The sequence below is a fragment of the Streptomyces sp. NPDC058051 genome (assembly GCF_042885475.1).
In the GTDB taxonomy this organism is placed as follows: Bacteria; Actinomycetota; Actinomycetes; order Streptomycetales; family Streptomycetaceae; genus Streptomyces.
The window spans coordinates 1-13,746 of record NZ_JBHVRW010000009.1; the positions used below are offsets into that span (position 1 = coordinate 1).

Genomic DNA, 13,746 nt, shown 5'->3' on the forward strand with positions numbered 1-13,746 from the left:
ACTCTATCAGACTCTTTCGCGTCCGATTCCCGGTCGAAGCGGGCCTCGCAATTTCCGCCTTCCGGTTCTCCGCTTTCGCGTTTCCCTTTCCGGCGGTTCCAACCTTACCAGACCCTTTTCCGTCCCCGTTTCCGGGTAGGGATTCGAATTCCGGTGGCCGTTGGAAGGGCCTTTGTCTTTCGACTGACTCGACTTTACCAGAAGCATTCAACCAAGCTGAACGGTTGCGTGATCCGGAATAAGAGAATCAATGGCTCTGCGGAAATTCATTTCCGGTGAGAGCGAGGAAGACGTTAACGGTTGGGATCGGACCTGTCCAGTCCGACGCAACCCGTAAAATCTACCTCCCCCGTCTGACCGTGTCAACAGTTTTCTGGGGCGAAGAGGAGACTAGCAGGTCAGCGGGGGTGCACGCACATCAGGCAGCGACCGGCAACTCGGCGCTGCGCTCCGAGGCGTCGATGTCGCCCCGGTCGCCCGCGCGCGCCGCCCGAGCGCCCAGGATGTAGACGTACGCGAGGAAGGCCAGCTCGGCCGCGATGCCGATGGCGATACGCCCCCAGGTCGGGAGACCGGACGGGGTGACGAAGCCTTCGATGACACCCGAGACGAACAGGACCAGGGCGAGGCCGATGGCCATGCCAAGTGCGGCTCGGCCCTGTTGGGCGAGGGCTGTCCGACGGCTGCGCGGGCCCGGATCGATGACCGTCCAGCCGAGGCGCAGCCCCGTACCCGCGGCGATGAAGACGGCGGTGAGTTCGAGCAGACCGTGCGGGAGCACCAGCCCCAGGAAGGTGTCGAGACGGCCGGCCGAGGACATCAGGCCCATGCCGACGCCGAGGTTGAGCACGTTGACGAAGAGGATCCAGATCACCGGGATGCCGAGGAAGGCTCCCAGGACCAGGCACATCGCTGCCGCCTGGGCGTTGTTCGTCCATACCTGGGCGGCGAACGATGCGGCCGGGTGGCTGGAGTAGTACGTCTCGTACTCTCCGCCCGGGCTGGTCAGGCGGCGTAGGTCGTCCGGCGCCGCGATGGCCGACTGGACTTCCGGATGTGTGCCGATCCACCAGCCGATGACGGCGGCCAGCAGCGTGGAGAGGACGGCTGTGGGGATCCACCAGTGCCTGGACCGGTAGACGGCTGCGGGGAACCCGGCGGTCAGGAAGCGTGTCGCGTCCCGCCAGGACGCCCGGCGGGTGCCTGTGACGGTGGACCGGGCACGGGCCACGAGCTGAGTGAGGCGCGCGGTGAGCAACGGGTCCGGCGCGCTGGACTGCAGGAGGGAGAGATGGGTCGCCGTGCGCTGGTAGAGCTCGACGAGTTCGTCGGCTTCCGCGCCGGTGAGCCGGCGCCCGCGGTGCAGGAGATGGTCCAGGCGGTCCCACTCATGGTGGTGGGCGGTCACGAAGACGTCGAGGTCCATGGTCGGCTGCTGCTCCAGGCATGGGTGCGTACGGGTTCGTACTACGGCGGCGCGCTGCGGATCAGCTTGGCAGACTGATGTCCCGAGGGGCAGGGAAGACCGGTGAGGAATGGGGCGGCGATGAGTGAGTTCGTGACCGGGGACGCGGTCGTGCTGGGACTGAGACCGGCGAAATTGCCGAGCCGGGCGCTGGCGATGGCCATCGATCTGACCGTGGTGGGGGCTGCGTTCGTCCTGGTGTCGATCGGGCTGGCCATCGCGACGGCCACGCTGGATGAAGCGGCACTCGCCGCGGTGTCCGTCGCGGCCTTCCTGCTGGTGCTGGTGGGCGGACCCATCGCGGTCGAAACGCTCAGCCACGGGCGTTCGCTGGGCAAACTGGCGTGCGGGCTGCGGGTGGTCCGCGACGACGGGGGGCCGATCCGTTTCCGTCACGCGCTGGTGCGCGGAGCCATGGGGGTCGTCGAGATCCTGATGACGCTCGGGGTCGTCGCCTGCATCGCCTCCCTGGTGTCGGCCCGGGGACGGCGGCTCGGGGACGTGTTCGCGGGGACGCTTGTCGTACGCGAGCGGGTGCCGGCCGGACGCGCGGCTGCCGTACCGCCTCCGCCGCCCTGGCTGGTCGGTCGGTTCGCGGCGCTGGATCTGTCGGGGGTGCCGGACGGTCTGTGGCTGGCGATACGCCAGTACCTGACGCGGATGCATCAGCTCGACGCGCAGGTGGGCCGGTCGATGGCGGATCGGCTGGCCGGGGAGCTGGCGGCCCGTACGGGGGTTCCTGTGCCCGAGGGGGTGCCCGCCGGTGCGTATCTGGCGGCGGTGGTGAACGAGCGGCAGGCACGGGATGCGCGGCGGGTGTTCGTCGCTGCTCAGGATGTTGCTGCGCCGGCGGGGAGAGGAGTACCGCCGGGTGGCGCCGTTGACTCTGCGCCGACGGGGTCCGGGCCGTCCGCGAAGGGCGCCGGGGCGGCTGCTCCCGTCGCCCCCGCAACGCAGATGCCCGTCGTCCCGGCCGCGATCTCGGCCGTGAAGCAGCAGGGGACGGCACCTGCGACAGGGTTCGCGCCGCCCGCCTGACTCGATCTTCCACCTGGACGGCGCGGACGAGGACTGGCCGGATCGCATGCCCGGCCGAAGACCGCCCGCAGGTGATCGGGGGCGAGAACCCGCAGGAGATCGGGTGCGAGAAGACGTTCCACACCCGAGGTCAGAGATCGAGTCGGCCCGGTGAGGGCGGGGAATCCAGGTCTTCGAGTTCGATCCCGGGGGCCGAGAGCACCACGTCGCCGGCGATGTGAATGGCGTGCTGCTCGCCGGTGTCCAGGGCGCTGACCTGGTATTCGTCCACCATCAGGGGGCCGTTGTCAGTGGCGTGCGCTTCACTGTTCACCAGAGCCCAGGACTGGTCGACGGTGCGGGGGGCAAGGACGGGATCCGTGAAGGCGACCAGGCGGACCCGGGTCGCGGGGGAATCGGGGGTGAGACGCAGCAGCCGTGAGGTCGCGACGAGGAATGCGGGGGACGTGCCGGTGAAGGCGTGGGCGCGCACATTGCCTTCGGTGGCATGAGTACCGGTCGGGTCCGTACGGACCCAGGTGACGCCGTCGAGGGCGGCGCCGCGGACCTGCCAGCTCGCGGAGTGGAGTTCGAGGCGGATGGGGCGGCCCAGTTCGTCGAGAGTGAGGTCGACGGAGCCCAGGTGATCGCCGGAAGGGGCGGTGGTCCGGGAGACATAGCGCCAGCCGGAGGGGCCGGGGGCGCACTGGAAGTGTTCTTCGCCGAGGAGGGTGTGATCGTGAAGGTCGTGAAGCGAATATCGGCCGCGGGGCATGGGGTCCTTCGAGGTTCCTCGGGCTGAGCGGGTGCGGTACGGCACAGGCCCCCGACACGGGGGTGCGGGGGCCTGTGCTCGTCACTGCCGCTGAGGCTGTGCCGTCTGTCGGCGGCCGCTCGTCACTGACCGGTGGTGACGTGCGCGACCGCTGACGGGCGGGGTCAGTAGCGGTAGTGGTCGGGCTTGTACGGGCCCTCGACCTCGACGCCGATGTAGGCGGCCTGCTCGGGGCGGAGGGTCGTCAGCTTCACGCCGAGCGCGTCGAGGTGGAGGCGGGCGACCTTCTCGTCCAGGTGCTTGGGCAGCACGTAGACGTCGGTCGGGTACTCCTCGGGCTTGGTGTACAGCTCGATCTGGGCCAGGGTCTGGTCCGCGAACGAGTTGGACATCACGAACGAGGGGTGGCCGGTGGCGTTGCCCAGGTTCAGCAGGCGGCCCTCGGACAGCACGATGAGGACCTTGCCGTCGGGGAACGTCCAGGTGTGGACCTGCGGCTTGACCTCGTCCTTGACGATGCCGTCGATCTTCGCCAGGCCGGCCATGTCCATCTCGTTGTCGAAGTGACCGATGTTCCCGACGATGGCCTGGTGCTTCATCTTGGCCATGTCGGTGGCCATGATGATGTCCTTGTTGCCCGTCGTGGTGACGAAGATGTCGGCCTTGTCGACGACATCGTCGAGCGTGGTCACCTGGTAGCCGTCCATCGCCGCCTGCAGAGCGCAGATCGGGTCGATCTCGGTGATGATCACACGGGCGCCCTGGCCGCGCAGCGACTCCGCGCAGCCCTTGCCGACATCGCCGTAGCCGCAGACGACCGCGGTCTTGCCGCCGATGAGGGTGTCGGTGGCGCGGTTGATGCCGTCGATCAGGGAGTGGCGGCAGCCGTACTTGTTGTCGAACTTGGACTTGGTGACGGCGTCGTTGACGTTGATCGCCGGGAAGAGGAGGGTGCCGTCGCGGTGCATCTCGTACAGCCGGTGCACACCGGTCGTGGTCTCCTCGGTGACCCCGCGGATCTCGGACGCCAGCTGGGTCCACTTCTGCGGGGACTCGCTGAGGGTGCGGTTCAGCAGGGTGAGGATGTAGCCGTATTCCTCGCTGTCCGCGGTCGACGGGTCCGGAGCCGCACCGGCCTTCTCGAACTCGACGCCCTTGTGGACGAGGAGGGTGGCGTCGCCACCGTCGTCAAGGATCATGTTCGGGCCACCGGTGGGGGTGTTCGGCCAGGTCAGGGCCTGCTCCGTGCACCACCAGTACTCTTCGAGCGTCTCGCCCTTCCAGGCGAAGACCGGGATGCCCGCGGGGGCGTCCGGCGTGCCGTTCGGGCCGACGGCGATGGCCGCGGCGGCGTGGTCCTGGGTGGAGAAGATGTTGCAGGAGGCCCAGCGGACCTCGGCGCCGAGGGCGACCAGGGTCTCGATCAGCACGGCCGTCTGCACCGTCATGTGCAGCGAACCGGTGATGCGGGCACCGGCCAGCGGCTGCGTGGCGGCGTACTCCTTGCGGATCGACATCAGGCCGGGCATCTCGTGCTCGGCAAGGGTGATCTCCTTGCGGCCGAACGCCGCGAGGGAGAGGTCGGCGACCTTGAAGTCGTGTCGGTTGGTGACCGTCGTCATAACGGGCTGCTCCTCGTGATGGGTGTCGAGGTTGGGCACGGCTGGCTCTGCGGCGGCGGGCACACGAATGCCCGGGCGCTCGCAGCGCAGTCCGTCGGAGGCCCTCTCTCCCTCGGCCGGTCCGTGCGAACGGACCGATCGACCGCCATCAGCAGCGACGTCTGACACTGCTGTCGAATCTACACCGATCGGCCCAGCCGCTCCCAGCCCGCCTGGGGCGGAGAGTGGCGGGGAGGGCGGCGACGAGGGACGGGAGAGGGGGTGCCTCGGAGTGCTGGGGAGGTGTACGCCCGGCGGGGTCGGCCCGGGTCAGTGACCGGAGTCCGCCGGGGTGCCGGGGGGCTCTTCGGGAGGCGTTGCGGGGGCGGCTCCGCCGGTGGCACCCGGGGTCTTGCCGGGGTTGGTGCCGGCTGCCGCAGCGGTCTCGCTGTAGATGTCCGGTTCCAGGTAGATGACCCGGGCGATGGGGACGGCTGCGCGGATACGGGTCTCGGCGGCGTTGATGGCGTTGGCCACTTCGGTGGCCGTGTCGTCGTGCTGCACCGCGATCTTGGCGGCGACGAGCAGTTCCTCCGGCCCGAGGTGGAGTGTGCGCATGTGGATGATCCCGGTGACTGTGTCGCCGTCGACGACCGCGGCCTTGATCTTCTCGACCTGGTCGGCGCCGGCGGCCTCGCCGAGCAGCAGGGACTTCGTCTCGGCGGCCAGCACGATCGCGATGACGATCAGCAGGATGCCGATGCAGAGGGTGCCGATTCCGTCCCAGACACCATTGCCGGTCCCGAGCGCAAGGCCGACACCGGCAAGGGCGAGGACCAGGCCGATCAGAGCGCCGAAGTCCTCCAGGAGTACGACGGGGAGTTCGGGAGCCTTCGCCCGGCGGATGAACTCCTTCCAGGAGAGCGATCCGCGGGTCTCGTTCGACTCCTTGATGGCCGTACGGAAGGAGAAGCCCTCGGCGATGATCGCGAAGATGAGCACCCCCACCGGCCAGTACCAGGCCTCGATCGCGTGCGGGTGCTTGATCTTCTCGTAGCCCTCGTACACCGCGAACATGCCACCGACCGAGAACAGCACGATGGAGACGAGGAAGGCGTAGATGTAGCGCTCACGGCCGTAGCCGAAGGGGTGCTGGGGGGTGGCCTCGCGCTGGGCCTTCTTGCCGCCGAGCAGCAGCAGGCCCTGGTTGCCCGAGTCGGCGAGCGAGTGGACGCTCTCGGCGAGCATCGATGACGAGCCGCTGAACAGGAACGCCACGAATTTGGCCACGGCGATCGAGAGGTTGGCGCCGAGTGCCGCCACGATCGCCTTGGTTCCGCCTGACGCACTCATGGGTGCCTGGTGTCCCTTCTTCGGTGCTGCGGCCCTGGCGCCGCGGTACGGCCGGACATTGTTGCAGTCGCTGGTACGGACGGTACGTCAGGCCACCGATGTTGCGCGGAACAGAGTTCCCGTACCGGACACTTCGACCTTCTCGCCGGAGGGGACGAAGACCGAGGCGCCGGGTGTGAGGCCCAGCGTGCCCGCCGTCGGGGCGCCCGCGGTGCAGAGCAGGATCTGCGGGGTTTCCCTGGTCAGGTCGACGGGGTGGGCGCCGGGCGACAGGTCGAAGCGCGAGAGCCGGAATTCGTCCACGGGCGTCTCGTACAGTTCCTCGCCCGAGGGGGACGCCTCGGGGCGAAGGATGGCGGGGTCGCTCGCCTCGAAGCGGACGATACGCAGAAGTTCGGGTACGTCGATGTGCTTGGGCGTGAGGCCGCAGCGCAGCACGTTGTCCGAGTTGGCCATGATCTCGACGCCGAGGCCGTCGAGGTAGGCGTGCGGAACGCCCGCGCCGAGGAACAGGGCTTCGCCGGGCTGGAGTTCCACGTAGTTCAGCAGCATCGCCGCGACGACACCGGGATCGCCGGGGAAATGGTGGGCGATCCGGGCGTAGGGGGCGTGGGCGCCGCCCAGGCGTTCGGCGGCGACGGCCGCCAGATTCACCGTTTCGGCCATCTCCGCGGGGTCGGCGCTGAGGATCGCGGTGAGGACCTCGCGCAGGGCCGCCTCTTCGGGGTGGGCGCCGAGAAGGTCGACGTACGGCTTGAGGGAGTCGACGTCGAGTGCCGCCATCGCCTCGGCCGCCTCGGCGGGCCTGCGGAAGCCGCACAGGCCGGCGAAGGGGGTGAGCGCGCAGATCAGTTCGGGCTTGTGGTTGGCGTCCTTGTACGTGCGGTGAGGGGCGTCGATCGGGACGGAGCGCCGCTCCTCGTCCTCGTAGCCGCGCGCGGCCTGGGCGAGGTCGGGGTGGACCTGGAGGGAGAGCGGGGCGCCCGCGGCGAGCAGTTTCAGGAGGAAGGGCAGTTGGGGGCCGAACTTCTCGACGGTGGCCCGCCCCAGTTCGCGCTCCGGATCGGCGGCGATGACGTCGCTGAGAGCCTGTTCGCGGCCGCCTCCTCCGGTGCGGGTCGGGCGGGTGAGGCGGGAGGGGGCTCCGGAGTGGGCGCCCATCCACATCTCGGCCTGGGGTTCGCCGGTGGGGGCGATGCCGAGCAGTTCGGGAAGGGCGGTGGTGGAGCCCCAGGCGTAGGGGCGCACGGTGTTGGAGAGCCGGTCCATGGGTGGGTCCTTGTGAGATGCGTGGATCGAGGTGGGCCGCGAAGGAGCGGGGTGGTTCGGGCCGGTTCGAGCGGTCAGGCGCGGGCGGCCGACGCGAGTGCCAGGTAGACGGCGGCGAAGTCGGTGACCGCGAGGAGTTCGGCGAGCGCTTCGAGTGCGGTGCCCTCTTCCGGTTCGAGTTCGCTGATCGCGGTGTCGTGACCGAGCGCCAGCTCACGAGCGGCGGGTCCGGCGCTCAGGCCGCCGGTGGGGCGGTCGCGGAGCAGTACGACGCGGGCGTGCAGGGGCTCCGGCTCGTCGACCCGGTCGCGGAAGAAGTCGTCGGGGTCGGCCCCGGCGGCGAAGGCGCCTGCCAGCAGGGCGCCGTGGGCGGGCAGTGCTTCGGGGAGCTCGGCGGCGAGGGCCGGGCGGCCGGACAGCTCGGCCAGGACGGCGGCGAATCTGCGGCCCACCGGGGCGGCGGCTTCGCCCTCCGTCCAGATGAGGGGCAGGCTGTCGGCGAGTTCGGCAGCGAGGGTCTTGGCCGGGTTGCTGTAGGTGGCGACGCCCGGACCGCAGCGTTCCGCGGTGCGGTCGAGGCGGTCGGCGACGCTTTGCAGTGCCTCGGCGGGCGCGGTGAGCAGGCCGACCCGGTCCAGCAGCGCGAGCAACGGGGTGAGCAGGGCCCAGAGCGTGCCGGGGCCGGCGGCCGACGTCTCGGCGTCGTACTCGCCGTACGGGGCGGAGGCCATCGGTACGACGAGTCCGTGCGCCCCGTCGATCGCCTCGCGCAGTGGTGACTGGCGGGGCGCGACGGCGACGACGTTGCAACCGCGGCGGTACGCCTGTTCGGCGAGAAGGGAGAGGCCCGGCTCGGAACCGTCGACGGTGACGATGAGCAGCAGGTCCACGGAGCCGGCCCAGCCGGGCAGCGTCCAGCGCATCGCGCCCGCTGCGGGGGCGACCCCGGTGGGCTGGATGCGGGTGACGGGTCCGGATGCGCCCGCCAGGGCGCTGATCAGGTCGGCGACGCCGGACGCGGCGGTGCCGGAACCCGCGACGAGTACGGCGCGGGGGCGCCCTTCCGGGTTCAGCGCGGCGATCCCGGCCTCCGCGGCGTGCCGGGCGGCGGTACGGACCCGGGCCCCTGCCTCGGCGGCGCCGCGGAGCAGGCCCCGGCGGTCGGCCCGGGCCAGGGCTTCCGGGGCGTCGAGCAGCGACTCGTCGAGCATGGGGACGGTCCTCCGATCACGTGCTGATCAACGTGCGGGGTGTGGGCGCGCCTGCCGTTACGCGGGGCGGCGGGCCTCGTCGACGAGAAGGACGGGGATGCCGTCCCGTACCGGGTACGCCAGGCCGCAGTCCTCGCCGGTGCAGACCAGCTCGGGGCTGTCGGCTGCCGACCGGTCGTCGAGCGGGGCGTGGCAGGCCGGGCAGGCGAGGATCTCCAGAAGGCCGGCGTCGAGCGGCATGGGGTGTCCCTTCAAGGGGTTCGGGATCGCGCGGATCGGGCGACGTCAGCCTACCGCCGGGCTGTGCGGGGTGCGGCCGGGGCGGAGGAGCGGGCGGGAGCGGGGAACGCGGCCCGGGCCGGTGCGCGAGCAGGGCCCTCGCGGGGACCGCCGTCGTCCCGCCCCCACAAGGGCGCGGCCCCGCGGCGATGTGCCTGCGACGGCCGGTGCCGCGTCCGCCCCGCCCTGAACCGACAGCGCAGGACGGGGCAAGCAGGCAGGGGACGGCAGGACAGGGACGGACAGCGCCGGATACGCCCTACGCGGCCCGGGCCCGCACCAGTGCCAGTACCTCGTCCCGTACCGCCGTCATCGTCCGTGCGTCGCGGGACTCGACGTTCAGGCGCAGCAGGGGTTCCGTGTTGGAGGCGCGGAGGTTGAACCACCAGTCCGGACCTGTGACCGTCAGGCCGTCCAGGTCGTCGGTCGTGACGCCGTCACGGGAGGCGAAGGCTTCACGTACCGCTGCCGTGCGTCCCGGCTGGTCGGCGACCGTGGAGTTGATCTCGCCGGATCCGGTGTAGCGGTCGTACTCGGCGACCAGTTCCGACAGGGTGCCCGGCTGGCTCCCCAGCGCGGCCAGGACGTGGAGCGCGGCGAGCATGCCGGTGTCGGCGTTCCAGAAGTCGCGGAAGTAGTAGTGCGCGGAGTGTTCGCCGCCGAAGATCGCGCCGTGCTCGGCCATCTCCGCCTTGATGAAGGAGTGGCCCACGCGGGTGCGGACCGGGGTGCCGCCGTTCTCACGGACGACCTCGGGGACCGAGAGGGACGTGATCAGGTTGTGGATGACGGTTCCCCGGCCGCCGTTGCGAGCGAGTTCCCTGGCCGCGACCAGGGCCGTGATCGCGGACGGGGAGACGCCCGTGCCCTGTTCGTCGACGACGAAGCAGCGGTCGGCGTCGCCGTCGAAGGCGAGGCCCAGGTCGGCGCCCTCGGCCACGACGCGGGCCTGGAGGTCGACGAGGTTCTTCGGGTCGAGGGGGTTGGCCTCGTGGTGCGGGAACGTGCCGTCGAGCTCGAAGTACATCGGTACGAGGTCGACGGGGAGGTCCGCGAAGACGGTGGGGACGGTGTGGCCGCCCATGCCGTTGCCCGCGTCGACGACGACCTTCAGCGGGCGGATCGATGCGAGGTCGACCAGGGACAGCAGGTGCGCGGCATAGTCGGGGAGCGTCTCGCGCTCGGTGACGGTGCCAGGGGTGGCGGCCGGTTCGGGTGTGCCTGCCTCGGACCACTTCTCGACCAGGGTGCGGATCTCCAGGAGGCCGGTGTCCTGGCCCACGGGCGCGGCACCCGCCCGGCAGAGCTTGATGCCGTTGTACTGCGCCGGGTTGTGCGAGGCCGTGAACATCGCGCCGGGGAGGCCGAGGCTGCCGGAGGCGAAGTACAGCTGGTCGGTCGAGCAGAGGCCGATCAGTGTGACGTCCGCGCCGCGTGCCGCGGCACCCCGCGCGAAGGCTCCCGAGAGGCCGGGCGACGAGGGGCGCATGTCATGGCCGATCACGATCGCGTCGGCACCCGTCACCTCGACGAACGCCGCCCCGAACTGCTCGGCCAGCGCTTCGTCCCACTGGTCGGGCACCACTCCGCGCACGTCGTACGCCTTGACGATCTGCGACAGATCAGCAGCCACGGGCCGGTCCTCCTGAGATTCCTGCGGACCGCCCAAACTACCCGGCGGTGGTGCGCGCGGGTCGCGGGGTCGGCGGCAGTGCGGCCGTGGGTGCGTGCAGCCGTGCGGATCCCGGGTTGTGCCTACGGTGACGGGAGAGGCGGCTGCCCACCGTGTGGCCGTCGATCGGCGGGCGGGCCCGCTCCCCCGCTCACGGCAGCGTCCAGCCCAGCACCGCCGTGCTCTGCGCCAGCACGATCAGACACATGACAAGCAGCAGTCCCAGGCTCCACGGCAGCACCTTGCGCAACAGGTCTCCCTCGCGTCCGGCCAGGCCGACCGCCGCGCAGGCGATCGTCAGATTCTGCGGAGAGATCATCTTGCCGAGCACCCCGCCGGAGCTGTTCGCCGCGGCGAGCAGCTCCGGCGAGAGGCCCGATTCGCGTGCCGCGGAGACCTGGAGTGCTCCGAACAGGGCGTTCGCGGAGGTGTCGGAGCCGGAGACCGCGACACCGAACCAGCCGAGCACCGGCGAGAGGAACGCCAGTCCGGCGCCCGCCGCCGCCACGAACTGGCCGATCGTGGCGGCCTGCCCGGAGAGGTTCATGACGTACGCGAGGGCGAGCACGGAGGTCACGGTGAGGATCGCGTACCGCAGTTCATGCACCGTGCCCGCCCACTCGCGCGCCGCGTCCCGGGGCCGTACGCCGAGCACGAGGGTGGTGACCAGCCCGGCCAGCAGGACGAGGGTGCCGCCGGTGGCGATGACCGGAAGCGTGAAGAGATTGGCGCCGACCGGCTTGCCCGCCGGGTTCGCGACATCGAGGAAGGGCCAGTCGAAGACCCGGGTCGCCCCGGCCAGCAGATCCTTGACCGGCGGAATCTGCGCGACGGAGAAGACGGCGACGATGAGGGCGTACGGGGCGTAGGCGCGCAGTACTTCGCGGCGCGGGTCCTCACGGTCGAGGTCCTCGCTCCGTACGCCGGTCAGGACTGCCGCACGCACCGGCTCCTCGGCCGGCCTGCGTGCCGCGGGGACGGCCATCAGCGCTGCCGCGCCCACCAGCGCGGCGGCGATGTCGGCGAGTTGGGCGGAGACGTAGTTGGAGGCGGCGAACTGGGCCCCGGCGAAGGCGATTCCGCAGACGACCGCGGGCAGCCAGGTCTCGCGCAGCCCGCGCCTCCCGTCCACGAGGAAGACCAGGATCAGGGGGACGAACAGGGCCAGCAGCGGGGTCTGGCGGCCGACGACGGAGGCCACGTCGTCCAGCGGCAGCCCGGTGACCTGGGCGAGCGTCACCACGGGGGTGCCCATGGCTCCGAACGCGACCGGTGCGGTGTTGGCCACGAGCGAGACGACGGCCGCCTTGACCGGGTCGAAGCCGAGCGCCACCAGCATCACGGAGGAGATCGCGACGGGCGCGCCGAATCCGGCGAGGGCTTCGAGGAGCGCGCCGAAGCAGAAGGCGATGACCAGCGCCTGGATGCGCGGGTCGTCCGAGAGCCTGCCGAAGGAGCGGCGGAGGATGTCGAAGTGCTGAGTCCGTACGGTCATCCGGTACACCCAGAGGGCGTTGACCACGATCCACATGATGGGGAAGAGCCCGAAGAGCACGCCCTGTGCGCCTGCGGAGAGGGCCTGGCCGAGCGGCATGCCGTACACGAGCGAGCCGACGGCGACCGCGACGGCGAGGCCGATGAGCCCGGCCCGGTGCGCCCGCATCCGGACAGCCCCGAGCAGCACCAGCACGGTGACCAGGGGAAGCGCCGCGATCAGGGCGGACAGGGCGAGCGAATCGGCTACGGGTTCGAGTTGCTGGACAAACACACAGACCTCCCCGGATTCCGTGATGCGGAAAGCTTTTTCACACGGTGAGGGCATAGTCGTGTCCACGACAAGATGCGTCAATGACTCGTCACGAAGATGCGAAGATGCGTCCATGGCTCGTCACGGGAAAACCCGTCACGGGAAAGCCCGGTCGGCTCTCACGGGCGGGACACGCCGGGCGGTCGCCCCGGTCAGGAGTCCGGCGAGCGCAGTACCCGCAGATGGCCGCGGCGCGCGACCTCCATCGGATCCGCGGCCTGCGGGCCGCCTCCGGCCCGGCCCTCTGTACCGCGGTCGTGCGGCCGCGCCGCTTCCCGTACCGCGTTGGCGAGCGCTTCGAGGTCGTCACCGCTGGGACGCGCGGGAGCGGAAGGGTCGGCGAGCCTGACGACCTCCCAGCCGCGCGGGGCGGTCAGCCGCTCGCTGTGCTCGGCACAGAGGTCGTAGCAGTGGGGTTCGGCATACGTGGCGAGCGGGCCGAGGACCGCGGTCGAATCGGCATAGACGTACGTCAGTGTCGCGACGGCGGGGCGGCCGCACGCGGTGCGCGAACAGCGACGTACAGGGCTCACGATGTTGGACGGTACCGCACTCTTGAGCGGGCTGCGACGACTCTCCCTCGGCTCACCCCACCGTGTCGCCCTGTGAACCGCGGCACAACCGCCCTCCCTGCGGCTCTTCTGACCTGCGCGGGAGCCCGGGAGCGGAGGTGGTACCGGCAACGGTTTTGGTCACCGCTCAGCACAAAAGCTGTCATTCAGCAGGAGACCAGCGGTCAGGAGCCGGGCCTGAAACGGGCTCCTGTTCGGCCGGATTGTTCAGGGTCGGACATGCCGACGCCGGGTCAGGGAGCGGCGATCCGCCCGGCCCGCGGAGCGTTACCCTGCGTCAGTGATGGACAGTCCCGTGCCTTCCCACCCGTCCGAGCCGCGCCCGCGCCGCCGTGACCGCCATGGCCGCGGTATGCGCGGACCCGTTGCCCCGCCCCAGGTGCCGCTCTCGGTCAGCAGGGCGGAGAGCTTCCGTGATCTCGTGCAGGACTCGGTGGAACGGCTGGAGCGGCGCTGGCCGCAGCTGGCCGATGTCGACTTCATGGTGCTCGATGTACCGGGGCCCCAGGAGGAGACCGTGCCGTTGGGGCATGCGGTCTCCGCGGAGAAGGGCCGGCCCGCGCAGATCGTCGTCTACCGGCGGCCCGTCGAGATCCGGACGAAGAACCGCGACGAGCGCGCCCTGCTGGTGCACGAGGTGGTGGTGGAACAGGTCGCGGACCTGCTCGGGCTGTCACCGGAGTCGGTCGATCCGCGGTACGGGCAGGAGTAGGACGAACGGCGGT

12 protein-coding genes are annotated in these 13,746 nt (G+C 70.6%); 2 read left to right on the forward strand and 10 right to left on the reverse strand.

Features of this window, described 5'->3' with window-relative positions; genetic code table 11:
- Positions 1–418 precede the first annotated feature (418 nt).
- The gene (locus ACFVUT_RS16260; RefSeq protein WP_389649260.1) at positions 419–1,426 is read right to left on the reverse strand and encodes a stage II sporulation protein M; all 1,008 of its coding nucleotides are present in this window, start codon (positions 1,424–1,426) and stop codon (positions 419–421) included.
- A gap of 120 nt (positions 1,427–1,546) precedes the next feature.
- Between ACFVUT_RS16260 and ACFVUT_RS16265 the strand changes: the two genes are divergently transcribed.
- Complete coding sequence (locus ACFVUT_RS16265; RefSeq protein WP_389649257.1) at positions 1,547–2,503, forward strand: RDD family protein; 957 nt, start codon at positions 1,547–1,549, stop codon at positions 2,501–2,503.
- Between the two features lie 130 nt (positions 2,504–2,633).
- Here the strand turns inward: ACFVUT_RS16265 and ACFVUT_RS16270 are convergent, their stop codons facing one another.
- The 9 genes from ACFVUT_RS16270 to ACFVUT_RS16310 form a co-directional block, all read right to left on the reverse strand.
- Positions 2,634–3,257, reverse strand: a complete 624-nt coding sequence (locus ACFVUT_RS16270; protein ID WP_389649254.1) for a hypothetical protein — start codon at positions 3,255–3,257, stop codon at positions 2,634–2,636.
- A gap of 164 nt (positions 3,258–3,421) precedes the next feature.
- On the reverse strand, positions 3,422–4,879 hold the full coding sequence (gene ahcY / locus ACFVUT_RS16275; protein WP_389649251.1) for an adenosylhomocysteinase: 1,458 nt from the start codon (positions 4,877–4,879) through the stop codon (positions 3,422–3,424).
- A gap of 309 nt (positions 4,880–5,188) precedes the next feature.
- Entirely contained in the window at positions 5,189–6,211 is a 1,023-nt protein-coding gene (locus ACFVUT_RS16280) for a cation diffusion facilitator family transporter (protein ID WP_389649248.1), read from the reverse strand.
- An 87-nt stretch (positions 6,212–6,298) separates the two neighbouring features.
- Positions 6,299–7,480: a mannose-6-phosphate isomerase, class I gene (gene manA / locus ACFVUT_RS16285; RefSeq protein ID WP_389649245.1), complete on the reverse strand. Its 1,182-nt coding sequence runs from the start codon at positions 7,478–7,480 to the stop codon at positions 6,299–6,301.
- 74 nt (positions 7,481–7,554) lie between these two features.
- Complete coding sequence (locus ACFVUT_RS16290; protein WP_389649242.1) at positions 7,555–8,691, reverse strand: SIS domain-containing protein; 1,137 nt, start codon at positions 8,689–8,691, stop codon at positions 7,555–7,557.
- A 57-nt stretch (positions 8,692–8,748) separates the two neighbouring features.
- Complete coding sequence (locus ACFVUT_RS16295) at positions 8,749–8,931, reverse strand: Trm112 family protein (RefSeq protein WP_389649239.1); 183 nt, start codon at positions 8,929–8,931, stop codon at positions 8,749–8,751.
- A gap of 298 nt (positions 8,932–9,229) precedes the next feature.
- The gene (locus ACFVUT_RS16300) at positions 9,230–10,603 is read right to left on the reverse strand and encodes a phosphomannomutase/phosphoglucomutase (protein WP_389649237.1); all 1,374 of its coding nucleotides are present in this window, start codon (positions 10,601–10,603) and stop codon (positions 9,230–9,232) included.
- A gap of 190 nt (positions 10,604–10,793) precedes the next feature.
- On the reverse strand, positions 10,794–12,410 hold the full coding sequence (locus ACFVUT_RS16305; protein WP_389649234.1) for an L-lactate permease: 1,617 nt from the start codon (positions 12,408–12,410) through the stop codon (positions 10,794–10,796).
- Between the two features lie 191 nt (positions 12,411–12,601).
- On the reverse strand, positions 12,602–12,982 hold the full coding sequence (locus ACFVUT_RS16310; protein ID WP_389649232.1) for a DUF3499 domain-containing protein: 381 nt from the start codon (positions 12,980–12,982) through the stop codon (positions 12,602–12,604).
- A 322-nt stretch (positions 12,983–13,304) separates the two neighbouring features.
- Here ACFVUT_RS16310 and ACFVUT_RS16315 point away from each other — a divergent pair, with 322 nt between their 5' ends.
- Positions 13,305–13,733 (forward strand): metallopeptidase family protein, encoded by a 429-nt coding sequence (locus ACFVUT_RS16315; RefSeq protein ID WP_389649306.1) that lies wholly within the window; start codon positions 13,305–13,307, stop codon positions 13,731–13,733.
- The last annotated feature ends 13 nt before the right edge of the window (positions 13,734–13,746 follow it).